Below are 23,343 nucleotides of genomic sequence, written 5' to 3'. Positions count from 1 at the left end.
CCTCCTAAAACTCCGGCGAGTAGATTATGCGCGTCGGACAGGCAGGAATACAGTGGCCGCAACCAACACACTTTGTCTTGTCAAACTCAACCCTAAACGTTACAGGATCAAGGTAAAAAGCGTTCGTCGGACACGGTGCTATACACGCACCGCAGTGAATACACTTTTCATCTTCCCTGAATATGTCAAGCTCAAGAGGTCTAACCTTTACGTTGATTCCCTTGAGAAACTTAACAGCTCTCTTTAAACTGTCAGAATCTCCCTTAAGCTCAAGAACGGCAGAACCTTCCATCTTTGGAAGTATTTCAGCCCTCAATATATTAACGACAAGGTCGTAATCCTTCACAAGCTTATAGATAACCGGTTTATCCCACGTCTCCTTTGGAAACGTAAGAACAAGCTTAACAGAAGACTCTTTCATTCAATCCATCTCCTACGGTTTGACAATCTGTATGGGTATCTTCTTCCTTACAAAAACCCTTATAAAATTCTGGAATTTTGAAGCAAGGTCAGGTTTGATCGTCGTAACGGCAAATATCAGGTCTTCCTCTTTTTTAACCCTGAAGTAAAAGTTGTAAAGGTAGATTTTTTTCAGCGTAATCTTATAACCTGCGGCCGCAGCTTCTACCTTTTTCCAGTCAACCTCTCTAACCTTATTACCCGAAAAATTCTCTATCCAGATAGATTTAGGCGTCATAACAAACCTGTAGTTGGTAAGTATCGGTTTAAGCTGGCGGTAGAGAAGATAAAGAAGGGCAACAAGTATTCCAAAAAGAAGAAGCCTTAAAATACCGTGTGCCATAATTGCCGCTATGAGAAAAAGAACATCTATAAAAATCGGCAGCACTATAAAAAGCGGTTCCTGTGAAACTTCAAATCTTTTACCCTGAGGTAAGGCCATTTAATCCTCCTAAAGTGCAAGCATTCTCTCTATTGCTCTTTTCGCCTTTTCTGCAGTTTCGGCATCAACCTTCACTTCATAAACACCATTTTTAAGTGAATTAGCTATTCTATCAAGTGTTATCATTCTCATCTGGTCGCAGATAAAAGTTTCATAGGCAGAAATGAACGTTGCTTCAGGCTTAATCTTCTTAAGCTGATGGATAATTCCCCTTTCTGTCCCGACAATAAAGCTATCTTTATCGGAAGCCTTCACGTGTCTAATTATCTGAGATGTGCTACCTATAAAATCGGCAAGCTTTCTCACAGAAGGAGAACATTCGGGATGAACAACAACCTCTGCGTTCGGATATTTTTTCTTCAAAGGTTCCAGCCATTGGGCAGTAAGTTTTTCATGAACCGGACAGTAACCGTTCCAGAGTTTTATCTCCTTGTCCTTCACCTGCTCGGCGACATAGCTACCAAGGTTTTTATCCGGAACAAAAAGAACCTTTTCACCTTCAACAGATGAAACCACCTTTACAGCGTTAGCTGACGTGCAGCAGATGTCAGAAAGTGCCTTAACGGCGGCTGAACTGTTAACATAGGTAACAATCGTGTAATCGGGATTCTCCTCTTTAAAAGCTTTTAACTCATCTTCTATAACCATATCTGCCATTAGACAGCCGGCTTTAGGATAGGGAATTAAAACCTTCTTTTCCGGATTAAGAATCTTAACCGTTTCAGCCATAAAATAGACACCGCACATTAAAACTGTTTCAGCTTCTATTTCAACAGCTTTTCTCGCAAGCTCAAGGGAATCACCGACAAAATCAGCAATATCCTGAATCATCCCATCCTGATAGTAATGTGCAAGAATAACCGCATTTTTCTCTTTCTTCAGCTTCTTTATCTCTTTCAAAATTTCCATCTTTACTCCCACTCTATCGTGCCAGGTGGTTTTGATGTAATGTCATAGACAACGCGGTTAACGCCCTGAACCTCATTTATGATTCTGTTAGAAATTCTCTCAAGAAGCTCGTATGGAAGCTTTACCCAATCAGCAGTCATCCCATCAGTACTTTCAACAGCCCTTATAGCGATAACGTAATCGTAAGTCCTCACGTCACCCATGACACCGACACTCTTTACAGGTAAAAAGACAGCAAAGGACTGCCAGATTTTGTCGTAAAGCTCCGCTTTCTTTATCTCCTCAAGCACAATGGCATCAGCTTCTCTCAAAATCTCAAGATATTCAGGTTTAACTTCATCAATAATCCTTATCGCAAGGCCAGGACCAGGGAAAGGCTGCCTCTTAATGATCTCATCAGGAAGTCCAAGTTCTTTGCCAAGTTCTCTAACCTCGTCTTTAAAAAGCTCCCTTAAAGGTTCTATAAGCTTAAAGTTCAATCTTTCAGGAAGACCACCAACGTTGTGGTGAGATTTAATCGTTGCAGAAGGACCTTTTACGGAAACACTCTCTATAACATCAGGATACAGTGTTCCCTGTGCCAAAAATTCCGCATCTGATATCTCTTTCGCCGCCTTTTCAAAAACTTCTATGAAAGTGTGACCTATTATCTTTCTCTTCTTCTCAGGATCTACAACACCTTTTAACCTTTCAAGGAAGAGAGAAGAAGCATCAACAGTTCTAAAGTTTTTCATGTGAAACTTCTCTTTAAACGTCTTCTCTACGCTTTCTCTTTCTCCTTTCCTTAAAAGCCCCGTATCAACGAATATCGGATAAAGTTGGTCACCAATGGCTTTATGTAAAAGTGCAGCGACAACGGAAGAGTCTACGCCGCCTGAAAGAGCGCAAATCACATTTTTATTTCCAACAGTTTTCCTGATTTTATCTATCTCATACTCAATAAAATTCTCCATTGTCCATGAAGGCTCACAACCGCATATTTCCACCGCAAAGTTTTCAAGGATTTTGTCGCCAAATTGTGTATGCTTAACCTCTGGGTGAAACTGGACACCGTATATATTCTTCTCTTTGTTTCTTATGGCTGCGTAAGGCGCGTTCTCTGTTTCTGCTATCGGCTCAAAACCTTCTGGAATTTTTAAAACCCTGTCACCGTGACTCATCCAAACTGTAAACTTTTCGGGAAGTCCTTTAAAAAGATCTTCATTATCAAGAACGGAAAGCTCAGCTCTTCCGTATTCGTGCCTTTCAGCTCTGACAACTTCTCCACCAAATAGGTACGTTATAAGCTGCATTCCGTAGCAAATACCCAAAACAGGAACGCCAAGTTCAAAAATTTCCATTCCAACCTTTGGCGACCCATCAGCATAAACGCTTGCAGGACCACCTGAAAGAATTATTCCCTTCGGTGCAAACTTCCTTATCTTTTCAACCGGCGTATTGAAAGGATGTATCTCACAGTAAACGTGTTTTTCTCTCAAACGCCTTGCAATGAGCTGAGTGTACTGAGAACCAAAATCAAGGATGAGAATCTTGCTTTCATGAATATCTTTTACCATCTCTTAACCTCTAAGTACGGGAATTTAGAAATTTAACAGGAAAATTATACTACCTTATTTTTATTGCAACGAAAGGAGGAAGAAAGGCGGGAATCCCCGCCTCAATTGAAATTAGAGTAAATCTTTAACAGATGAGAAGGCTTCCTCTGCTGCAGAAATTGTTCTTTCAATATCTTTATCAGTATGAGCTGTTGAAACAAAAGCAACTTCAAACTGCGAAGGTGCAAGATAAACGCCCCTTTTAAGCATCTCTCTAAAGTAGGCAGCGTAAGCTTCCGTATTTGACGTAGCAGCAGAAGCGTAATCCTTAACTGTTTCACTGGTAAAGAAGACGCAGGAAATAGACTCAAGATTCTTAAAGCAGAGTTTATCTGCAACGCCGGCCTTTTCAGCAGCCGCCTTTATACCCTCTGCAAACTTTTTACCCTTTTCTCTCAAAGCTTCGTAAACGCCAGGTCTCTTTAAAATTTCAAGTGTCTTTATACCTGCAACCATTGCAAGAGGATTTCCGGAAAGCGTTCCAGCCTGATACACAGGACCTTCAGGTGCAAGGTAATCCATTATCTCTGCCTTTCCTCCAAAAGCACCCACAGGAAGACCGCCACCTATAATCTTTCCAAAACAGGAAAGATCAGGTGTGATTCCGAAATACTCTTGAGCACCTCCCGGTGCAAGGCGGAAACCGGTAATAACTTCATCAAATATAAGAAGTATACCTTTTTCAGCGGTTATCTCTCTAACTTTCTCAAGAAAACCATCTTCAGGAAGAATAAGTCCCGCATTTGCCATGACAGGTTCCATAATAACACAGGCTATGTTTTCACCAGCTTCATCTATAACCTTTTTAAGTGCGTCAATGTTGTTGTAAGGCACTGTAATTGTATGCTTTGCAAAGTCTTCTGGAATACCCGGACTTGTTGGCACGCCAAAGGTAGCAAGACCTGAACCTGCTTTCACCAAAAGGGAATCAACATGACCGTGATAACAGCCTTCAAATTTAACAACTTTATCCCTCTTTGTATAGCCCCTCGCAAGCCTTATAGCAGACATGGTGGCTTCCGTTCCAGAGTTAACCATTCTTACCTTTTCCACTGAAGGCACCATTTCAACAATCATCTTCGCAAGCTTAACTTCAAGCTCTGTCGGTGCACCGTAACTTGTTCCATTTTCAGCCTGCTCTTTTATCGCAGCAATAACTTCATCGTGAGCGTGGCCCAAAATCATAGGGCCCCAGGAACAGACGTAATCTATGTACTCATTTCCATCAACATCCCAAATGTGAGAACCCTTTGCCCTTTCAATAAACCTTGGCACGTCACCAACAGATTTAAAAGCCCTAACAGGACTGTTAACACCGCCGGGAATGTACCTTTTTGCCTCTTCAAAAAGTCTCATTGATTTCTCAACGCCCATCTCTTCCTCCTGAAGGGTAAATTCAGCAAAAGTTTACCACAAGTAAAAGAATTAGCAGACAACCTGTGGTGCGGTCAATCCACTTTACTAAAAACCCTTTTCACCCTAAATTAATTATCGTGTTCTTAAACTGCCAACGAATCACAATTCACCTTAGAAGGAGAGGTGCCATGGAAAAAGGCTTTAGAGATATAGAAGAATATTTTCTTTCAGTAGCAGAAAATCCGAAAAGAAACACGCAGCAAAAGATTTCAAAACCGCAGAAAAAGGTTGACTTAAACAAAAAGATAAGGAATTTAAACGAGAAACTCAAGGGAAAAGATGCAAAGATAAGGCAGCTTTACGCAGAAATTTCTCAGCTTACCAGAAAAATTGAAGAATTGGAGAAAGAAAATCAAGAACTTTCGCGTTTCAAATATGACCAGAACATAGTGGAGAAGTACAAACAGCAGGTGGAATCACTAAAAGAAGAAATTGCATGCCTTAAATCAGAAATAGCAGAAAAAGATAAGAAGATAAAATCTTACGAATCAAGTGAACTGCCAAAATCAAGAGTTGAACTCTTTATTGAAGTTGCGCTTAACAGCATAGCCACCAATATAACTGTGAAAAACGGACTGAAAGTGCTCTTCTCAAAACGGTTCAGAAAAGATATCGCAAAAGAGGTGGCCTGCAGACCGTTTCTATTTGAAAGCTTTATGTCAGCTCTATCAAGGTGCGAGACAACTTCAAAACTCCTTAAAAGGGACAAACAGGACATCTACAGAATTAGAGTAACCTCTCCGTACGGTGAATTCAGGGCTATATATACAAAACTTGACAGGGACACGATAAAGTTTCACCGATTTGGACAGAGAGACGACATCTACAAAGAACTTGACGCTTCAGGGTGGAGTCTTGACTGATGCTCTCCACCCTTAATGACTTTAAACAATACTTCAACCTTACAGAAAAAGAGATAGAAGGAGCAAAAAAGGTAATCGACACTTTTCCTGTTAGATGCACAGAATACTACGCATCCCTTGCAAACAGAAATAACCCGAATGACCCTATAAAAAAGACCGTTTTTCCCACGGTTGAAGAGCTAAAAGATTTTCTACCTGACGACCCGTTTAAAGAGGAAATCCAATCACCCGTTCCCGGACTTACGCATAAGTATCCCGACAGAGTTTTAATCGTTGCGACAAACTACTGTCCCGTCCTCTGCAGATTCTGCATGAGGAAAAGAAACTGGAAAAAGCAATCGTTCGTCATAACAAAAGAACAGATTGACGAAATAACAAAGTACATTAAAACAACTAAAGTTAGAGACGTCCTTATCTCTGGTGGCGAACCGCTTACAATTCCTGATGAAATCCTTGAGTACCTGATTTTAAAACTAAAAGAGATAGAAACTGTTGACATAGTAAGAATTGGAAGCCGCCTGCCAGTTGTTGCCCCAAACCTGCTGACAGAGAAAAAGATAAAAATTCTTGAAAGAGGCGAAAAGGTCTGGCTTAACACCCACTTTAACCATCCTGCCGAAGTAACAAAAAGCTCAAAAGAAGCCGTAAAAAAGCTTTTAAAGGCAGGCATTCCCGTTAACAATCAAACGGTGCTGTTAAAAGGCATAAACGATAATGAAGAAACACTCTACAAGCTATTTTCAACACTTCAGAGAATAAAGGTAAGACCATACTACCTTTTTAGATGCGACCCCGTAAACGGCGTCTTCCACTTTGCCACATCCGTTGAAAAGGGACTCGAAATAATGAAAAACCTAAAAAAGAAACTTTCACCTCTTGCACTTCCCTACTACGCCGTTGATACCTACAGGGGAAAGATAATTCTCTTTCCCGAAGGTGCGGAGTATAAGAGAGATGAAAAAGGATACCTGTTTAAGGTAGAGGATGTCAGCATTTTACTGCCCTGACGGCAACAAATCCACCTTCACCGCTGCCGTCCTTTATAACAGGCAACATTTTACCGTCCTTCTCTATAAGCGTCTGCTTAACAGAAATTTCAGAAAAGCCTGCCTTCTTTAGAAAGTCGACTATTTCTTCTGTTGAGTAGAATGTGGCTTCTTTATAGAAGCGGCTCTTATCCTTTTTCTCTTGATAACGTTTTCCCAAAGGTGAGTTCTTATCAACAAATCCAACGATAAAAACACCGCCCTTTTTTAAGATTCTGAAGGCCTCTTTAAAAGACTTAAGCACATCATCAACAAAACAAACAGTAGTAACCATTAAAACAAAGTCATAGGATTCGTTAGGAACAGGAAGCGATTCGGCAACACCTTTCAAAACATCTATTCCCCGTTGCCTGGCAACTTCAGCCATGGCATCAGACGGCTCAATACCAATCTTTATACCAAGGGGGGCGGCAAACCTGCCGGTGCCGACCCCTATTTCAATACCTTTCCCTTGAGGAAGTAAAGACCTGATAAGCTCTAACTCGGCCTCATAAATATCATGGTTCCTTTCAAACCAATTCTCATACTCTCTATAAAAGCGGTCAAAACTTTCAGTTTTTGCCATAGCAACCTTATTTTAAATCCTTGATAAGCTCCGCAAGAGTCCTTACAGGCTGACCGGTAGCACCGTAGCCGTAATACTTCCAGTCCTTCTCAACAAAAGCAGGACCTGCAATATCTATGTGAGCCCATGTTTTAACGTTTTCACCGACAAAGTTTTTAAGGAAAAGAGCAGCCGTAATGGCACCACCGTACCTTGATTTTCCAACGTTCTGAATGTCGCTCTGTGTTCCTTTAATTTCCTCTTCAAGGTCTTCATCAAGAGGAAGACGCCACATCTTCTCACCAGATTCCTGAGAAAGTGAAAGAAGAGTCTGTGCAAACCTATCATCAGCTGTAAAAAGCCCTGAAGTGTAATGTCCAAGTGCAACAACACATGCACCTGTAAGCGTCGCCATATCAACCATAATATCAGGATTAAGGTCACTACCGTATATCAGGGCATCTGCAAGAATAAGCCTTCCTTCAGCATCGGTACTGTGTATTTCAACAGATTTACCGTTTTTGTAAACAAGTATATCGTCAGGCCTGTAAGCTTTTCCGTCGGGCATATTCTCAACAGCAGGTATAAGGGCGTGAACCTCTACATCGGGCTTTAACTCTCCAACCGCCTTCATAATGCCCAAAACGGCACAGGCACCGGCCTTATCCATTTTCATCTTCTTCATGAACTGTTCAGGTTTTATGTTAAGACCACCACTGTCAAAAGTTACACCCTTCCCAACAAGAACAAACTTTTTAACAGGATTTTCCGGCTTGTATGTAAGATGAATAAACCTTGGAGGATTTTTACTTCCCTTGCCAACTGTAAGAATTCCTATCATTTTTTTCTTTTCAAGATCTTTTTCTTTAAAAATCTTACACTTAAAACCGTACTCTGAAGCAAGATCTTTTGCTATTTCTGCAAGGGTTTCAGGTGTAACAACGTTGCCAGGTTCATTAACGATGTCCCTTGTAAAGTTTGCAGCTTCAGCAAGAACTTTACCGTAGCTAAACTCTTCTTTAAACTCTTTTGCACCGTAGACGGTTACCGCTTCTATCTCTTTCTTCTCTGACTTATATTTCTCAAAAGAGTAAGCTGAAAGTAGAATACCCTCTGCAAATGCGGCGGCAAAACCGTCACTTTTTTTGCCAAAATCAAACATAACAGCTGCAACTCTCTTTACCTTTTTGGTCTTTGCCTCTTTTATAGCCACTCCAATAGCCTTTCTCACCGCTTCCCTGTTTAATTCACTTTTCTTTCCAAGCCCGGTAAAGATGAACAGATGACCTTTACTGCCAGGAACAGCCGCAACATCACCGATCTTTCCCTTAAAACTGAAAGTCTTTAAAACTTCTCTGTTAATTCCCTCTTTCTCAAGTAGCTCTGAAACGGCAGCGTCAAACTTGCCATTTTCGTAGCAACCTACGATAAACGCCTCGTCTTTCTTAACAGCCGGTTTTCTAACTGAATGTACAAGTTCCATTCCTGCCTCCCTGATTAATGTCCTGTAATGACCGGATAGTTCTTTTCTGCCCAGCCAATAATTCCACCATCCATATTATATAGCTTTTTAAAACCCTCAGACTCCATTACTTTTGCAGCAACTTTTCCGGTTCTTCCGTCCCTTGAGCAAATTATATAAGGTGTATCTTTATCAAGCTTTTTTATCTTTTTGAAAAAGTCACGAGACATAAAGTCTATATTTTTAGCACCCCGAATGTGACCGATAACAAACTCTTCAGGCGTCCTGACATCTATTACTACAACACCTCTTTCAATAAGTTTTAATGTCTCTTCTGGAGAAATTTCTTTAACGTTGCTTTTACCACCACAGGATAAGAGAAAGAAAGGAAAAATTAGAATAAAAAGAAGGAAAGGCATCCTTTTCAACAAAGCCCTCCAAAACCGTTTTGAGAGATTATATCAGAGGGGGCAAAGCAAAGCCCCCGTTAAGGTTATTTTTTTAAGTTTTTCAGCATTTCCATGGTTTTTAACGTCTTTCCAAGATACCACTTGCCGTTTGCAAACGTAACATAGTCCTGGCCGGCCATGGCGGCTCCGTACCTTATAGAATCTGCATAGAACAGCCAGGATTCAACCCATCTCTGTTCTATCGGTTCATCAAACGGATTGCCGCCCTGAGGTAAACCTTTCTCAATACCTCTCTTCCACACATCAACCAAAAGGTTTGTAGCAGAAACCTCTGCATTATTTGTGTAATCTATGATTTCTTTAAGCTCCTCAAAGTGATTATCAACAAGCGTCTGGGCATGACACGCAAGGCATACCTTTTTCATGTTGTTCATTCTTGAATTCATTTCCTCTTTTGAAATGACAGAAGATTTGACAGGCGTTCCGTTAAGGTTGTAAGGGAGAGGCAATCCGGCAGTATTTTTAGCTTTATAAGTTTCAGAGTACTTAATGTGAGGTGTAGCAAAGATACCAAAGAGCCTGTATGGAAGCCTGTCAAATATCCTGTGAGTTCTTTCAACTATTATGTTACCGTTTTTATCTATAAGCCTGCTCATGTGGCACGCCGCACAGGTTGGAGCCGAGAAGTCTTTACCAACAACCCACGAAGGGTCATTAAAATTCCACCTGTGCTCCATGGATTTGTAAATGGCACCGTGCTTACTTGCCATGTAAACCTTGTACGCAGGAACATCCGGACCTTTGTGACACTCACCGCAGGTTTCAGCCTTTCGTGCCATTTCCATTGAGAAAGTGTGGCGAGTGTGGCACGGTGTGCAGGAACCTTTTGAACCGTCAGGATTTATCCTTCCCACACCATGATTGGGCCAGCCCTCCAGAACAGGGAACCTCATTTTTCCAAACGGTGTGTCTTTTTCAGTAAATCCTTCAACTTTAACAACCGTTCCGTGGCACTTTAAACAGGCGGTTTTAAAATCTTTTTCTCTTGCCTTTTCAATAATAAATTTCCCATGGACATACTTTTTCTCTGCAACAACGGTTGCCGCAAGTTCATGGTAAACGGGATTCTTCATCAGGTTAGCATAGGCATTCGCCTTAAGACTTTGAGAATACTCTTTTACTTCAACAGGATGACATAAAGCACAGTCATTTGGCGTAACAACAACGTGAACCTTAAAACCATTGTGTTCAAATGTATCAGCGTGAGAAGATGGATTCTGAGTGTGACATTCTGCACAGCCGACAACAACATTCTTAAACTCATCAGGTACAGAAGTTGCCGAAACGAGTCTTTCGAGCTTTCCTTTTTTCATGGCCTCAGCCATGGTTATATGGGCGTGCCGGCTCTTCTCCCACTGTGCAACAATACCCGGCGTTACTATCCTGTGACAGCCAAGACATTTCTGCGTTGCGTTACTTATTCTCGGTTTTTCTTCAGAAACCTTAACAGTACCACCGTTCATAGACTGCTGGCAACCTGTTAGAATAAAAGCTGCAATCAAAAGTCCCAGCTCTTTTCTCATATTTCCTCCACAAACTGCAATTAATTATCATTCTAAATGATATACTTTTCTGTAAGTTTTGTCACAGGGGAGTAAAAGAATTTCACAATTACCGATTAACCTCAAATGCAATATTTAGTATCATTTATCCTATGATATGTAAAAAGCTTCTGAAGAAAAAAAGATTTATAAATTTCGTCCTGTTTGCCGTATGTGATGCTTTTGAGAGCGATTACATGTTCTGCGCGGCAGCAATAGCCTACTTTACTCTCGTTTCCATCATTCCTCTTTTCATAACGTTTTTCTTTATAGAAATCATCGTTTTTGATATCAATGTCCTTTCACTTGTTCCCAAAGAGCTTTTAAATTCACCGTTAAAACCGCTCTTTGAAAGGGTTCAACACATAATTACCACTACGGGCATACTGAGTGGAACGGCAATACCTATAATGCTCTGGTTTGCAAGAGGTGTTTTTCTGGCTGTCGAACGTTCGTTTACATATATACTTGGAAAGTGCAACCCGGCAGGCTACATAGGAAGAAACCTTCTTGTTATCCTTTTTATATTCGTTCTATGGATACTTATGTTTGCCTTTTATACATTGAAACTTCTCTTTGCCGTTGTCTTTCCTTTAAACTTCATGGTTTCCCTGCTTTCATCTGTCGGTGCTTTAACTGTAATGTTTCTAATTCTGTTCTGCCTATACTACTTTCTACTACCTGTAAAGTTCCACTGGAAAATTGTTTTAAAAGTTTCCGTCTTCGTATTTACGATGCTGACAATATTTGAAAGACTTTTCCTCTATTTCATAGAAAATGTTTCAAAAATTGACCTGCTCTTTGGTTCTTTTGCGGCAGTTATTATATTTTTATTATGGATATACTACTCGGCAATAATGGTGCTCATAGGAGCAGGAATACTGAAGGCGAAAATGATTGCAGAGGATGAGTATGAAGAAAGTAAGAACTGTTAAAGAAATGAAAGGTATTGCAGAAGCTTTTAAAAGAGCGGGTAAAAGTATCGGATTTGTTCCAACGATGGGATATCTTCATGAAGGGCATTTAAGTCTCGTAAGAAGGGCAAGAAAAGAGAACGATATTGTTGTAATGAGCATCTTCGTTAATCCCACTCAGTTTGGACCCAATGAAGATTTTGAAAAATATCCAAGGGATGAAAAGAGAGACTCTAAATTGGCTGAAAGGGAAGGTGTAGATATACTTTTCCTTCCAGCTGTTGAAGAGCTTTATCCTGAACCTTATAGGACGTATGTTGAGGTGAGTGAAATAACAGAGGTTCTGTGCGGTGCCAGGAGACCAGGACACTTTAGGGGAGTTACCACGATTGTTACAAAACTTTTTAACATAGTAAAACCCGATAGAGCCTACTTCGGAAAGAAAGATTTTCAGCAATATAAAGTAATAAAACAGATGGTAAAAGACCTGAATATGGACGTTGAAGTTGTGGGATGTCCTATTGTCAGAGAAAACGATGGTCTTGCAATGAGTTCAAGAAACATCTATCTATCACTGGAGGAAAGAGAATCCGCACTTTCACTTTACAACGCTTTGAAGCTTGCTAAAGAACTTATTGAAAAAGGAGAAAGGAGAGCTCCCAGAATAAAGGAACAGATGGAAAAATTTATTCTTTCCCATCCTAATGTAAAAAAAATAGATTATATTGAAATTGTTGACCAGGACAACTTTAAAGATGTAGAATTTATAAAAGAGGGTAACCTGATTGCTCTTGCAGTCTTTGTTGGTGATACACGACTTATAGACAACTGGGTTGTTGGGGAGGAGATATGATTTACGAAATCGCTCTTAAAACAGCAAGGCGTTCTCAATTCATTGATATTACAAGAGAAGTTCAGGGTATTGTGTCAAGAAGTGGTGTTGAAAATGGCATATGTGTAGTCTATGTACCTCATACAACTGCAGGCGTTACCATAAATGAAAATGCTGACCCATCCGTTAGAAAAGATATTATTACATATCTCGAAAAGCATGTTCCATGGAAAGAGTCCTACTTTGAACACATAGAGGGTAACTCTGCCGCCCACATCAAATCTTCTCTGATGGGTTGCAACACCACTGTAATTGTAAAAAACGGAAGGCTCCTCTTAGGACAGTGGCAGGCTATCTACTTCTGTGAATTTGACGGACCAAGGCAGAGGAGAGTGTTTGTTAAAGTTATACCTGAATAGGAACATTTCTCAAGTTTGATTCGTTATAAAGAAGGTGTAAAATTTGGTTGAATTCATCCGATAATGTAGGGTGAAGGTGTATGCGGTAATCGGAAGGTAGGGAGAAGTACCATGAAAATAGAAGGTTTTCAGAATATAGCAGGTGTTGAGGCACAGCACCTCAAGAAGCAGATAAGGAAACGTGCAAGGAACGGGCAAGCAGACGAAACGGTATTGCAGGAACCTAACGCCGTATCTGTAAATGAAAGTACAGAGATTGAAAAAGCAGTCAAAGAGCAAGTCCAGCTTCAGAGTGTAGATACTATTCGTGTTCAGGAGATAAAAGAAGCTATCAATTCTGGAAATTATCCAGTTGATATACATAAAATTTCTGAGTCTATTTTAAAGGAATTTCTTGGTCTATAACATTTAAAACATGAAAAACGACTATGGAAGCCAATCCTTCCACTTCTGAAGGGATTGGCTTTTTCACTTTGTGTATAGCTTCAAATACTTCCTTTTCCGAAATGCCTATCTCACCAGCAACGGCTTTTGCAACATTACTGAAACTATTTTGTGTATAATTGAATTCAGTATTTTTCATCTATGGTTCCTCCGGGGGTTGATGTGGTTAACATTAAGAAAAAACTTATAAGAGATATAGCAATAATGTCCGTGATTTCCGGAGTTGCTGCTCCAATAGTAATACATCGATTTTTCCTCCAGGGCCATCCTATAGATCCCCTTGAATTTGCCACCTCTCTCATATCCAACTTTATATTAGGCTGGTTTATATATTATGTAATAGTCAGGGGGAATTTAAAAGAGTACTTTGACAATGTAACGGACATTTTTCGCAGAATAAGAAGAGTGCTGGAAGGTTCAAAAGCCCATTCCCTTGAGGAAATAAAGCAGCTAAAAATAGAAGCGCAAGAAGACGATTTCATATACGAGGTATCTAAAGAAATAAACCATTTCATAGAAAATCTTTACATGAGTGAAATCTTAGATAACTACCAGAGAGAGGTCGGAAAGCTGTTTGCAACTTTAGCAACTCCTGAAGTTCTGGCAAAGTCTTTTTATAACTTTCTACTGGAAAAATTCGGAATAGTTGCTATGGCAGCTTATATGAAAGACTCTGAAGGAGTAACAACAAGAATAGCATGTTTCAACTTTAGAGAGTGTCAAACAACAGACTTCATAGAAGCATGCTTCAGCTTTAAAGATTTAAAACTAATAAATGTTTCCGATGTAAAAATTGAGCTTTTAGACAAAACGGACGTTAGGGAGCTTTTGATAGTTCCTTTAACTTCAATAGATGTAAAAGCCATTCTCATACTTGCCAAACCCACAAAATTCTCGGGATTTGAGCTAAAATTCTTAAGAAGAATAAGAGATTTAATGTCTCTTGGGCTTACAAATGCAAGAAACTACAAAAGATTGCAGGAAGAATCATACTTAGATCCGCTTACAAAGCTCTATAACAGAAGATTCGGTATGAAAAGGTTTCAAGAGCTAATATCTTTAGCAGGGCGAGAAAACAAGCCATTGGTGGTAGGAATGATGGATATAGATGATTTTAAAAAAATAAACGATACATATGGTCATCTTGCCGGAGATTATGTACTTAGAACATTATCGTCAATCGTAAAACACCATGTAAGGGACATAGATTTGGTACTGCGCTACGGAGGTGAAGAAATTTTGATGGTGCTGTTCAACACTGACAAATATGACGGCGGAAAAGTATTTGAAAGAATTAGAGAAAGTATAGAAAAACACAGATTTGAATTTGAAGGAAAATTAATAAAAGTAACTGTAAGTATAGGATGCTATCCTATTCCTCCAGAAGAACTTACAGAAAATGCGAGAAGCAAGTATAAAGAGTTCATAGAAAAGGCAGATGAAGCACTGTATAAAGCGAAAAAACTTGGTAAAAATCGGGTAATTTGTTACTCATCGAGGACGAATGAAAACAATTAAATATCTTAAATTTATTAATATTTCAATTACCTCTTTTCACTAATTTGTGGTATATTTAGTCCTGATTTCTAATTTCTAAATGGTAAAATTACTAAAAGTGTTTAACAGTTATCTACCGGGAGGCGGTTATGAAGAAGCTGTTAATGGTTTTTATTTTTCCTATCTTCTTCATATGTGGATGTGCAACTCAGGGGAACATAAACTATTTTTCTAAACCTGAAAGCATAAGCCGGATAGAGAGAGTAGCCGTTTTACCTTTTATGAATTTCTCGTCAGATAAATTTGCCGGGGGAAGAGCCAGAGATTTTGTCATAACTGCACTGCTTGAAAAGGGCATTGATGTAGTTCCAAAAGGAGAAGTTGATAGAGAGGTAAAAAGGCTCGGTGTACCTGGAGGTTTCTACTTTGATGTTAATGATCTTAGAGTTCTTGCAGACGTTTTGAAAGTTAATGGATTTGTTCAGGGTTCTGTAGATGAATATAAAATCGAGAGAAGAGGTGCTTACAGCTACCCTGTAGTGGCCTTAACTATAAAAATCCTCGACACGAACGGAAACGTTATCTGGCAGGCTTCAGGTGTAAAAAGTTACTACAGCACACTTGGCCGACTGTTAGGTCTAAAAACCGATGATCCTATAATCGCTCTTCAAAAGTTTTGCTATGAACTTTTAGAAACTTTTAACCCTAAGGAACTTAAGGGCAAAAAATGAATTCAAGGAACGCGATAAAAATCCTTGTATGGGCACTGATATTCATTTTAGGGATGTTTATAGACAGGTCCTTAGGGCAGATAGTGGTTTTTCCCATTAGAGATCTTACAGTAGATCCGCCGGGAATAGATTTGAAACTTACAGATAAAATAGCTAAGGCTTTGAAAAGAAGAGGTGACATTGTTATATCAGGGGATGAACTGTATTCTGCCCTATCCTCAAAAGGAATATACGCAACAGGGCTACCAGGAGCATCAAAAGTTGCTCTATCTTATGAGCTAAAGGGCTCCACAATGTTATGGGGTGCGAAAATAGAAGCTGACGGGAAAAAACACCTGTTCGGAATTGTTCTGTTTGCCACATCCGTTCCTGATGGAAAAACTTACTGGAGTAAAGTGTTTTACTACCAGCCTGAAGAGCACCTTCTCAATTTAGGGAACAATCTCTCTATCGAACAGATGGAAGACCGCATAGCGGATGAAGTGGTAAAGTCATTTCCCGGAGAGAAAATAGGTAAAGAAATTCTTCCTTCGGGATTTCAGGTAGAGCATTTTTCATTGTTCCCGAGGTATGTAAAGGACGGAGACGAGGTGAATTTGCTTTTAAAGCCTGTAGGAAAACCCAAAACTGATTCCATAACCATCCATATAGACGGTAAAGCTGTCACTCTGAGGAGAAACGACGGTGCTTATACAGGAATTTTTATCCCCAACCTCGGTGATGGAAAGTATCCAGTATTTCTTTACGAAAATGGCAAAAAGTTGATGCTTGACGAACTTACCGTGGATAATGTACCTCCAAAGATTTACCTTACAATAAAGGGATTAAAGAAAGCCGGCAAGATATACTTTGCAAACGATAAACTTCTGTTAACGGCAGGACTGAAAGAGCCGGACAGCATAATGAGATGGGATTTAACTATTTCCGATTTTCAGGGAAAAGAAATATTTAAGAGGTTCGGGAACGGGGCACCTGTTATTGCAATAACATGGAATCCGGTAAAAGCTCTAACTCAGGAAGGAATTTATAAAATATCACTAAAAGTTACAGATGTTGCCGGCAACACAGCTTTTCTTGAGAAAAAATTCTACTATTTCCACAACATACCGGCACCTGAGATAACCATCTACAAGACACAGGAAGGCAAAACTGCCATAATGATTAAATCGATAAAGATTCCGGATAAACTTAAGAAAATTAGAATTGTTGTATTCTCACCTAAAGGGTATCCTTTAGGTGAAACTGAAATCAAAAAACTTCCAGCAGAAGTAATATTTGACAGCGATTTTAATAAGCTTAAGGTACGTCTGTTTATGCAGGATGAAATCGGAAACAAACTTGAAAAGGATTACGAATTGAAGGTAAAATCCTACAGAGAAATGGAAGAGCAGAGAGGCTGGGTTGAGGAATTTTAAGGCAGTAGTTTTTATATTGATAATAGGGTTGCTATCATCCTGTTCAACTGTTCCGGTGAAAGAATCCGATTCAGGTTACGTCAGAATTTTTAGAAAAGAAAAAATAAGTCCCTGTAAAGTTGCTATACTGCCCTTTAAGAACGAAGTAAAAGATGAAAATGCAGGTGAAAAGGTTGCATTGATCTTTTATTCAGCCTTTGTTTCAAATGGCATAGATGTTGTTCTCCCTCAGGATGTTAAAAACCTGATGGTAGGGAGGCATTTTTTTCCATATCAGAGCATTCCTCAGGCATTTCTTGACTTTTTAAGAAACAACCTTGGCGTTGGATTAGCTATAACAGGAAAAGTAATGACATACAAACCCTACGGGGGAGGAAGCCGGTATCCTGAGGTAAGGATATGGATAGAGGGGATAAGCACCAGAACGGGCAGGAGAGTATTTTCTGCCTACGTCGTTCATCGGGGGGACGACTTTAGAAAAGTTTTAGAGTTTGGCGTTGTGAAAAGTATGACAAAACTTATATTTGTAAGCTCCGATGAACTGATGAAAAATCTTCAGGAGGCCGGCATAAAATGTTTAGAAGAGTAATAATCGCTGTTATCACGTTACTATCAATCAGCTCCACAGCCTTTTCTAAAATACCTCAAAACGAATGGCTGGTAAAAATAGGTAATAAAACATACACAGTTAAAGATTTCCAGAACTGGTGGGAAAACTGGAAAGTTGACGGTTCAAAGTTTCCTGAAAATCCCACACCGTTTATAGACTGGATGCTTCTATTTGAAAACGGAACGGAACTTGGGCTGTATAAACTTCCAAGCTATCAAAAAAAGATAAGACAGTTTGTCAAAGTCCGCTCGCTCCTTTTACTTGAAGGAGACACCCTTGCACCTGCGAAAAAAGTATCAGATAAAGAGGTGATGAATTATTACAAAAAAAACTACATACCAAAGTTTAAGCTTGATATCTACTTTTTCCAAACAAAAAGGAAAGCAGCTAAAGCGAAAAAACTCATAGAAAGGGGAATAACAGGCGAGAAACTCGCAAAAGCCCTTGAAATCAAAAATAAAATGCACTTTGAAAGGAAAACCGATTGGATGCGGCCATTTGAGATAAGGAACACAGCGCAAAGAGAATTGATTTTAAAAGCAAGAAAAGGCGAAGTTATTGGCCCTGTTAATGATGGAAAAGTGTGGCTGATAATAGTGGTTTCTGATAAAACGGACAAAGAAAATAACATCAGCGAAGTGCTTAAAAGTGCAAAAGATAAATTAATCAAAATAAAGGAAGCAGAAGCGACGGAACAACTTTTAAAAGAGTTGAGAAAGAAATATCCTGTGTGGGTAAACGAAAAGCTTCTCAGAGAAATAGACCCTCAAAATGTTCCTGAAAAGATGAAAAAAGAAATACTTTTAAAAGTCGGCAACTACGCACTAACCGTGGGCGGCTTTGTAAAATTTCTCAAGCAGGAAATTGAATGGGAAAAACATTCTCGATTTGGAAAAGTCAATTTAGAAATTGCCAAAAGGAGAGTGGTTGATTCCATAATTAATCAAACACTCGTGGGGTTGGAAGCTTTAAATAGACACTATGAGAAGAAAGAACCTCTAAAATCCATGTTTGAATTCTATTGTCAAAACAGAATAATAAAGGAGCTTGAAAATCGTGTGCTGAAACCAAAGGTCAAAATTTCAGATTCTGAAATCAGGAATTATTACATGAGACATAAGTCCGAATACCGTCTCCCTGACAAAATTAAAATAAGATTCTTGCAGACCAGCGACGGAAGACTGGCAAGGAAACTGTACAAAGAACTGCAAGCTGGAAAAAATTTCAAAGACTTAACTAAGGAAATTATGGGATACGATAATGTAGTTGAGATTCCTTATTCACACCTCCTTCCGGAGTCCAGGGAGGTTATAGATAAACTCAAAATAGGCGAAGTTTCAAAACCGTTTAAAATAAAGAACACATATTTCATGGTGGAGGTATTAAAACTTCAAAAAAATCGTTATAAACCCATTTCAGAAGTAAAAGAAGAAATCAAAAGGAAACTATTTGAAGATAAATTTAAAGCAATTAAGCAGGAATACATAAAACAACTTTATATGAATCTACTATCTAAGGGAAAAGAAGTAAAAGTGAACTGGGATGTCTGGAATTCTATTGTGAACGGTCATAAAAAACAGGAGCAGTACAATGGAATTTACGCATTCTATCTATTTCTGCTTTCACTTGTCATCATCAGCGGGATTGCATATTATAAAAATATGGAGCGTATAAGATGAAAAAAACATTGTTGTTCTTCGTTTTTTTAGTTTTATATGGGAATACCGCTCAGGGCGCGCCGGCGCATTTTAAACATGTGACAGGCAAAAACGGTAAGGATACCTTCACACTTCAGGAAAAACCAGAGGAAGTTAACTTTAAGTTTATACATATTCACAGTTTCGGTAATGGTAAAGGTTCATGTTCATACTGTCACACTTCCCAAAATCCTTCCCGTAAAGATGTAGAAAAAATTAACGGTGAGCTCGTTTGTATCAAATGTCACCAGGATGTATATAAAAGAATCTCTTCTCATCTATATCACCATAAAAACGTAAATAACTGCGTGCTGTGTCACGATCCACACCAAAGTGATAATATAGCAATGCTAAGAGGTAATGGAATAATAGTATGTTTAAGGTGCCATGCCAAAAACAGTAAAGGGTACTGTGTCCATCCTCAGGGTGACAAACACTTAGACCCGAGAAACGGACAGCCAATTACGTGTATTACCTGCCATTACACAATGGGAACAGATTACAAGTACTTGCTGAAAAAGAACGGTGAATCGGCACTGTGTTATCAGTGCCACTCACCGAAAAGGTACAAGTAAAGTATGAGGAGGAAATTTATGAATATTTTGTTAACCATATTGAGTCTATTTACACTTGCGTTACCCAAAGCAGTTTTTGCCGGGTCCTTTAACTATACTTGGTACATGACACTAAAGAAAGACAAAAGAGAAACCTTTATGAGACGTCCTCTCTTTGTATCATTTTCACAAGACGGCAACCGGGCGTACATCGTTGACGGGACCGGGAAGCTTTTTTCGTATTCTGTTAAAAGGGGAGTTCCTAAGCCTGCCTTTTTTGCTAAGGGGGTTTTAAACAAACCTGTAGCTATGGCGAAATTTTCGAAAGAGAAGATTATAGTAATTAACCGCGGCAACCAGGAGATTGATATCATCAATTTAAAGACTCGAAAGATTGAAAAAATACGGATGAGAATAATCCCTGATAAAATTTTTATTCACAAGGGATACATCTACATTCTTGATAGGCTGACAGGCGATATATACAAATTCAACAATCAATTTAACGTAAAAGAAGTTTTTACTCACGGCAAAGATGATGGATTCATAGACTTTAAAATCCGAAAAGATAAAATCGTCTGCCTTAAACCCATATCAAAAACTGTAGTGGAATTTGACCTTAAAACAGGAAAAAGAAAAGCCATAAAACTTGAAGACAAAAACCACAAGCTTCTCCTTCCCGTATCTATAGACATAGACAAAAACGGTTTCATATATATCTGTGACAAGGACGCCGGAAATATTAAGATATACAACTCGCAGGGTGCATTATTAGATATAATCTTAGAGAGAGGTGAAAAGAGAGGTAAGCTCTACTATCCATCCTATATAAATTTTGATAAATATGGAAATTTATGGATTGCGGAAGAGGGAAATGGAAGAGTTGAAGTCTTTGACAAACAAACTGCTAAGTCTAAAAAGTAACCTGTTAACAGTAGCGGTAACCTTGGTGTGCGGAAGTACCGCTTTCGCGGTATCGGGACCGTGCTACAACTGCCATACAATGCACAATGTTCAAAACGGTATTGCTGTTAACAGCAATGGAACTCACCCCTTCCTGCTGAATAAAAGCTGTATAGCATGCCATACTGGAATAAATGATGGAACAAACAAGACTCCGTATGTGTTTTCCCAGACGCCACCCATATATAATGCTACCGGAACAGAACCGGATACAAATACACTTGCTGGCGGAAACTTTTACTGGATGGTCTATGGAACAAGTGTGCCTAACACAGTTGCCGATGAATGCGGGCACAATGTAGCAGAGCTTGGAAATCCCGATGACATACTGTCGGCGCCGCCGGGATTTGACGGAACGTTTGCAAATGCTGCAGGTGAAATTGTAGGCAATGGTACATGGCCGGCAGGTCAGCAGGTCACATGTGCAGGCCTTTACGGATGCCACGGGCACCACAGACCGGGTGATGACGACTACAAAGGAATATACGGAGCCCACCACGGAAACAAAGGAAATGACGGAATAACTCCACTTACGAACGCAACAACGGTCGGCAACAGCTACAGATTCTTACTTGGAATATACGGAATAGAAAGCGCAAATTATGAATACCATCCAACAGCGACAAATCACAATCAATACTACGGTCAGGTGAGAGACAGTACAACACTTTTGACAGCTTCAACGGCGGACAAACATACAATATCTTATCTATGTGCTGAATGTCACGGATATTACCACTCAGGAAGCGGGCAAATTTCCTCAAGTGATTACGGCGTTTCGCCGTGGCTCCGTCATCCAACGGACTTTGATATGACGGATGCTTCAGGAAGTGAATATCAGTACTACAACGGTGCCACCAACTCAACAGCAGCACCTTACAGCGTTATTGCACCTGTTGCATCTGATGACCTTACAAAGGGTGTTCTTTCTGTAGTGGATGTAAAACCTGGTGACCCTCCGGGAACTGCGATCGTAACCTGTATATCGTGCCACAGAGCACACGGAACACCGTATGCAGATATCCTGAGGTGGGACTTTAGAAACTGGCCGGCAAACGGTAAATTAAACGGGTGCACTATATGTCATACACAAAAAGACTGAATTTGTGAGGGAAGAATGAGGGCAGCAATTTTAACAGCAGTATTGCTTTTGGCAAGCGCTACCGCCCATGCTGGTGGTTATCTGCTGTCCGCCCACGGCAACACAACATACGGCGTCAGCAGAACGTCCATGCCCGGATACTCTGTCGGAAACTGTGACAACTGCCACGAAATGCACGCAAGCCAGAACGGTGCAGAGCCTGCACCGGTCAACGGAGCTCCGTCACCATTTGCACTCTTTGCTCCAAACTTCAATACGGCCAAAACCACCAATCCTTACGTGCTGTCTGACGATTACTGCTTCTACTGCCACTCCACCACCACAGACGGTTCACTGCAAAATGGCGGAATAGATAACCACAATTTCAGTTATACATTTGGAGGTTACAACGCATCAAATGTAACAGGTATATTCCAGATGTTTAATCAGGCTTCCTACCACAATCTCTACGATATTTACCAGTTTGCAACGGGAAACGCAGGCAGTACCACCCTGCCTTTTTCATCCTTTTTTAAACCCCAGTCAAATCCGTGTGATGCCTGCCACAACCCTCACATAGTCAGGGCTAACAGGAGAAATGTTGATAATCCTTACTATACACCCCTCTCAAAACCCTCCGACCACAGCCATCTCTGGGGTGATGATGCCAATGAAACTCTGGCAGCTTTGACAGACATGTACCAGCCGCCCTACTACTATGGTTCAACAGTTACGTTTGAGCCTGACGGCACTGCAGGGACCCCTGCCCAGCAGGCTGCCAAGATGCCCGATTACATAAGCTTCTGCACAGACTGCCACAATACAACTAATATCATTTACAGCACCACCATTCAGCACTTTGACCCTAATACGGGAACCGTTACAACGGGCGGCAATCTCTATTCTATTGACTGGTTCTCTGCAAACGGAGATAAGCACGGATTCAGGGTGGCGGATTCCAATACCACACTGGCAGACCCAAATACCGCTTCACTTCAGGCACCTTACAACAATACATCCCTTCCTGTCAATGCAAATGGTGCAGGATTTGTTGTTTCATGTATGGACTGTCACGAGGCTCACGGTTCAAAGAATCTCTACTTAATAAGAGAAGAGGTGAACGGAAAAGAGCTTGTTGACGGACTTGCGTCCACATTGGGTTACAATACGACCATTTCATCACCAAACGATATCTGGAAGCTATGTGTAAACTGCCATCAAGTATATGGGGGTTCTATACCTCAGACATGGTATGTGATACATCATACAAATCCGGATGCACCTTATAAATATCCAACAAGATGCATAGGATGTCACGGAACTTTCGGCTGGACTGGTGAGGACTGTCAGTACTGCCACTTTCACGGCGGCGATGACAGTATTCTGCTGACAATCAACCCGAGTTATTACACTGGAAGAAGAACCTTCTAAAAGTAAGG

The 23,343-nt window shown here is 40.1% G+C and carries 25 protein-coding genes; 15 read left to right on the top strand and 10 right to left on the bottom strand.

Features of this window, described 5'->3' with window-relative positions; genetic code table 11:
• Positions 1-4 precede the first annotated feature (4 nt).
• The 5 genes from H153_RS0105665 to hemL form a co-directional block, all read right to left on the bottom strand.
• Positions 5-421, bottom strand: coding sequence for an NIL domain-containing protein (locus H153_RS0105665; protein ID WP_022847172.1), 417 nt, complete (start codon positions 419-421; stop codon positions 5-7).
• A gap of 12 nt (positions 422-433) precedes the next feature.
• The gene (locus H153_RS0105660; protein WP_022847171.1) at positions 434-901 is read right to left on the bottom strand and encodes a hypothetical protein; all 468 of its coding nucleotides are present in this window, start codon (positions 899-901) and stop codon (positions 434-436) included.
• A gap of 9 nt (positions 902-910) precedes the next feature.
• The gene (gene nadA / locus H153_RS0105655; protein WP_022847170.1) at positions 911-1,810 is read right to left on the bottom strand and encodes a quinolinate synthase NadA; all 900 of its coding nucleotides are present in this window, start codon (positions 1,808-1,810) and stop codon (positions 911-913) included.
• A gap of 2 nt (positions 1,811-1,812) precedes the next feature.
• Entirely contained in the window at positions 1,813-3,366 is a 1,554-nt protein-coding gene (guaA, locus tag H153_RS0105650; RefSeq protein ID WP_022847169.1) for a glutamine-hydrolyzing GMP synthase, read from the bottom strand.
• Positions 3,367-3,477: 111 nt separating this feature from the next.
• A complete protein-coding gene (gene hemL, locus H153_RS0105645; RefSeq protein WP_022847168.1) occupies positions 3,478-4,779 on the bottom strand; it encodes a glutamate-1-semialdehyde 2,1-aminomutase in 1,302 nt (433 codons plus the stop codon).
• 170 nt (positions 4,780-4,949) lie between these two features.
• Between hemL and H153_RS0105640 the strand changes: the two genes are divergently transcribed.
• Complete coding sequence (locus H153_RS0105640) at positions 4,950-5,684, top strand: hypothetical protein (RefSeq protein WP_022847167.1); 735 nt, start codon at positions 4,950-4,952, stop codon at positions 5,682-5,684.
• Positions 5,684-6,691, top strand: a complete 1,008-nt coding sequence (locus tag H153_RS09435) for a KamA family radical SAM protein (RefSeq protein WP_022847166.1) — start codon at positions 5,684-5,686, stop codon at positions 6,689-6,691. Before H153_RS0105640 ends, H153_RS09435 begins: the two co-directional genes overlap by 1 nt.
• Here the strand turns inward: H153_RS09435 and H153_RS0105630 are convergent.
• The 4 genes from H153_RS0105630 to H153_RS09430 form a co-directional block, all read right to left on the bottom strand.
• Positions 6,672-7,295: a class I SAM-dependent methyltransferase gene (locus H153_RS0105630; protein WP_022847165.1), complete on the bottom strand. Its 624-nt coding sequence runs from the start codon at positions 7,293-7,295 to the stop codon at positions 6,672-6,674. The two genes, H153_RS09435 and H153_RS0105630, sit on opposite strands and share 20 nt — an antisense overlap.
• 7 nt (positions 7,296-7,302) lie before the next feature.
• Positions 7,303-8,757 (bottom strand): leucyl aminopeptidase, encoded by a 1,455-nt coding sequence (locus tag H153_RS0105625; protein WP_022847164.1) that lies wholly within the window; start codon positions 8,755-8,757, stop codon positions 7,303-7,305.
• Positions 8,758-8,771: 14 nt separating this feature from the next.
• Positions 8,772-9,155, bottom strand: a complete 384-nt coding sequence (locus H153_RS0105620) for a rhodanese-like domain-containing protein (protein ID WP_081638850.1) — start codon at positions 9,153-9,155, stop codon at positions 8,772-8,774.
• Positions 9,156-9,229: 74 nt separating this feature from the next.
• On the bottom strand, positions 9,230-10,729 hold the full coding sequence (locus H153_RS09430; protein ID WP_022847162.1) for a multiheme c-type cytochrome: 1,500 nt from the start codon (positions 10,727-10,729) through the stop codon (positions 9,230-9,232).
• 215 nt (positions 10,730-10,944) lie between these two features.
• Between H153_RS09430 and H153_RS0105610 the strand changes: the two genes are divergently transcribed.
• The 4 genes from H153_RS0105610 (at position 10,945) to flgM (ending at position 13,317) form a co-directional block, all read left to right on the top strand.
• Complete coding sequence (locus H153_RS0105610) at positions 10,945-11,682, top strand: YihY/virulence factor BrkB family protein (protein ID WP_231378251.1); 738 nt, start codon at positions 10,945-10,947, stop codon at positions 11,680-11,682.
• Positions 11,660-12,514 carry a pantoate--beta-alanine ligase gene (panC, locus tag H153_RS0105605; RefSeq protein WP_022847160.1) on the top strand — a complete coding sequence of 285 codons (855 nt, stop codon included), beginning with the start codon at positions 11,660-11,662 and terminating at the stop codon, positions 12,512-12,514. The genes H153_RS0105610 and panC overlap by 23 nt, the downstream gene beginning before the upstream one ends.
• Positions 12,511-12,912 (top strand): secondary thiamine-phosphate synthase enzyme YjbQ, encoded by a 402-nt coding sequence (locus H153_RS0105600; protein WP_022847159.1) that lies wholly within the window; start codon positions 12,511-12,513, stop codon positions 12,910-12,912. The genes panC and H153_RS0105600 overlap by 4 nt, the downstream gene beginning before the upstream one ends.
• A 111-nt stretch (positions 12,913-13,023) precedes the next feature.
• The gene (flgM, locus tag H153_RS09425) at positions 13,024-13,317 is read left to right on the top strand and encodes a flagellar biosynthesis anti-sigma factor FlgM (RefSeq protein ID WP_022847158.1); all 294 of its coding nucleotides are present in this window, start codon (positions 13,024-13,026) and stop codon (positions 13,315-13,317) included.
• On the opposite strand, the gene H153_RS0105590 is transcribed toward flgM, so the two are convergent.
• Positions 13,289-13,495 carry a hypothetical protein gene (locus H153_RS0105590; protein WP_022847157.1) on the bottom strand — a complete coding sequence of 69 codons (207 nt, stop codon included), beginning with the start codon at positions 13,493-13,495 and terminating at the stop codon, positions 13,289-13,291. The genes flgM and H153_RS0105590 overlap by 29 nt on opposite strands.
• A gap of 23 nt (positions 13,496-13,518) precedes the next feature.
• Between H153_RS0105590 and H153_RS09940 the strand changes: the two genes are divergently transcribed.
• The 9 genes from H153_RS09940 to H153_RS0105545 all read left to right on the top strand — a co-directional run bounded on the left by H153_RS09940 (position 13,519) and on the right by H153_RS0105545 (position 23,335).
• Positions 13,519-14,874 (top strand): GGDEF domain-containing protein, encoded by a 1,356-nt coding sequence (locus H153_RS09940; RefSeq protein WP_022847156.1) that lies wholly within the window; start codon positions 13,519-13,521, stop codon positions 14,872-14,874.
• 128 nt (positions 14,875-15,002) lie between these two features.
• A complete protein-coding gene (locus H153_RS0105580) occupies positions 15,003-15,584 on the top strand; it encodes a hypothetical protein (RefSeq protein WP_022847155.1) in 582 nt (193 codons plus the stop codon).
• Positions 15,581-16,999, top strand: coding sequence for a hypothetical protein (locus H153_RS0105575; protein WP_022847154.1), 1,419 nt, complete (start codon positions 15,581-15,583; stop codon positions 16,997-16,999). The genes H153_RS0105580 and H153_RS0105575 overlap by 4 nt, the downstream gene beginning before the upstream one ends.
• Positions 16,986-17,588 carry a hypothetical protein gene (locus H153_RS0105570; RefSeq protein WP_022847153.1) on the top strand — a complete coding sequence of 201 codons (603 nt, stop codon included), beginning with the start codon at positions 16,986-16,988 and terminating at the stop codon, positions 17,586-17,588. Before H153_RS0105575 ends, H153_RS0105570 begins: the two co-directional genes overlap by 14 nt.
• Positions 17,573-19,288, top strand: coding sequence for a peptidylprolyl isomerase (locus H153_RS0105565; protein WP_022847152.1), 1,716 nt, complete (start codon positions 17,573-17,575; stop codon positions 19,286-19,288). Before H153_RS0105570 ends, H153_RS0105565 begins: the two co-directional genes overlap by 16 nt.
• Positions 19,285-19,881, top strand: a complete 597-nt coding sequence (locus tag H153_RS0105560) for a cytochrome c3 family protein (protein ID WP_022847151.1) — start codon at positions 19,285-19,287, stop codon at positions 19,879-19,881. Before H153_RS0105565 ends, H153_RS0105560 begins: the two co-directional genes overlap by 4 nt.
• Positions 19,882-19,899: 18 nt before the next feature.
• Positions 19,900-20,784 (top strand): hypothetical protein, encoded by an 885-nt coding sequence (locus H153_RS0105555; protein ID WP_022847150.1) that lies wholly within the window; start codon positions 19,900-19,902, stop codon positions 20,782-20,784.
• Positions 20,735-21,925 (top strand): hypothetical protein, encoded by a 1,191-nt coding sequence (locus tag H153_RS0105550; protein WP_022847149.1) that lies wholly within the window; start codon positions 20,735-20,737, stop codon positions 21,923-21,925. Before H153_RS0105555 ends, H153_RS0105550 begins: the two co-directional genes overlap by 50 nt.
• Positions 21,926-21,940: 15 nt before the next feature.
• On the top strand, positions 21,941-23,335 hold the full coding sequence (locus tag H153_RS0105545) for a cytochrome c3 family protein (RefSeq protein WP_022847148.1): 1,395 nt from the start codon (positions 21,941-21,943) through the stop codon (positions 23,333-23,335).
• Positions 23,336-23,343 lie beyond the last annotated feature (8 nt).

Origin of the sequence: Desulfurobacterium sp. TC5-1 (genome assembly GCF_000421485.1) — a bacterium.
In the GTDB taxonomy this organism is placed as follows: Bacteria; Aquificota; Aquificia; order Desulfurobacteriales; family Desulfurobacteriaceae; genus Desulfurobacterium_A.
Note: the sequence above shows the minus strand (reverse complement) of the source record. Positions and strands in the feature narration are given on the sequence as shown.

What these genes read in the sequence shown, in the direction of transcription:
- H153_RS0105665 (WP_022847172.1), bottom strand. Translation starts at nt 421, where the DNA reads ATGAAAGAGTCTTCTGTTAAGCTTGTTCTTACGTTTCCAAAGGAGACG.
- H153_RS0105660 (WP_022847171.1), bottom strand. Translation starts at nt 901, where the DNA reads ATGGCCTTACCTCAGGGTAAAAGATTTGAAGTTTCACAGGAACCGCTT.
- nadA (WP_022847170.1), bottom strand. Translation starts at nt 1,810, where the DNA reads ATGGAAATTTTGAAAGAGATAAAGAAGCTGAAGAAAGAGAAAAATGCG.
- guaA (WP_022847169.1), bottom strand. Translation starts at nt 3,366, where the DNA reads ATGGTAAAAGATATTCATGAAAGCAAGATTCTCATCCTTGATTTTGGT.
- hemL (WP_022847168.1), bottom strand. Translation starts at nt 4,779, where the DNA reads ATGGGCGTTGAGAAATCAATGAGACTTTTTGAAGAGGCAAAAAGGTAC.
- H153_RS0105640 (WP_022847167.1), top strand. Translation starts at nt 4,950, where the DNA reads ATGGAAAAAGGCTTTAGAGATATAGAAGAATATTTTCTTTCAGTAGCA.
- H153_RS09435 (WP_022847166.1), top strand. Translation starts at nt 5,684, where the DNA reads ATGCTCTCCACCCTTAATGACTTTAAACAATACTTCAACCTTACAGAA.
- H153_RS0105630 (WP_022847165.1), bottom strand. Translation starts at nt 7,295, where the DNA reads ATGGCAAAAACTGAAAGTTTTGACCGCTTTTATAGAGAGTATGAGAAT.
- H153_RS0105625 (WP_022847164.1), bottom strand. Translation starts at nt 8,757, where the DNA reads ATGGAACTTGTACATTCAGTTAGAAAACCGGCTGTTAAGAAAGACGAG.
- H153_RS0105620 (WP_081638850.1), bottom strand. Translation starts at nt 9,155, where the DNA reads ATGCCTTTCCTTCTTTTTATTCTAATTTTTCCTTTCTTTCTCTTATCC.
- H153_RS09430 (WP_022847162.1), bottom strand. Translation starts at nt 10,729, where the DNA reads ATGAGAAAAGAGCTGGGACTTTTGATTGCAGCTTTTATTCTAACAGGT.
- H153_RS0105610 (WP_231378251.1), top strand. Translation starts at nt 10,945, where the DNA reads ATGTTCTGCGCGGCAGCAATAGCCTACTTTACTCTCGTTTCCATCATT.
- panC (WP_022847160.1), top strand. Translation starts at nt 11,660, where the DNA reads ATGAAGAAAGTAAGAACTGTTAAAGAAATGAAAGGTATTGCAGAAGCT.
- H153_RS0105600 (WP_022847159.1), top strand. Translation starts at nt 12,511, where the DNA reads ATGATTTACGAAATCGCTCTTAAAACAGCAAGGCGTTCTCAATTCATT.
- flgM (WP_022847158.1), top strand. Translation starts at nt 13,024, where the DNA reads ATGAAAATAGAAGGTTTTCAGAATATAGCAGGTGTTGAGGCACAGCAC.
- H153_RS0105590 (WP_022847157.1), bottom strand. Translation starts at nt 13,495, where the DNA reads ATGAAAAATACTGAATTCAATTATACACAAAATAGTTTCAGTAATGTT.
- H153_RS0105580 (WP_022847155.1), top strand. Translation starts at nt 15,003, where the DNA reads ATGAAGAAGCTGTTAATGGTTTTTATTTTTCCTATCTTCTTCATATGT.
- H153_RS0105575 (WP_022847154.1), top strand. Translation starts at nt 15,581, where the DNA reads ATGAATTCAAGGAACGCGATAAAAATCCTTGTATGGGCACTGATATTC.
- H153_RS0105565 (WP_022847152.1), top strand. Translation starts at nt 17,573, where the DNA reads ATGTTTAGAAGAGTAATAATCGCTGTTATCACGTTACTATCAATCAGC.
- H153_RS0105560 (WP_022847151.1), top strand. Translation starts at nt 19,285, where the DNA reads ATGAAAAAAACATTGTTGTTCTTCGTTTTTTTAGTTTTATATGGGAAT.
- H153_RS0105555 (WP_022847150.1), top strand. Translation starts at nt 19,900, where the DNA reads ATGAATATTTTGTTAACCATATTGAGTCTATTTACACTTGCGTTACCC.
- H153_RS0105550 (WP_022847149.1), top strand. Translation starts at nt 20,735, where the DNA reads ATGGAAGAGTTGAAGTCTTTGACAAACAAACTGCTAAGTCTAAAAAGT.
- H153_RS0105545 (WP_022847148.1), top strand. Translation starts at nt 21,941, where the DNA reads ATGAGGGCAGCAATTTTAACAGCAGTATTGCTTTTGGCAAGCGCTACC.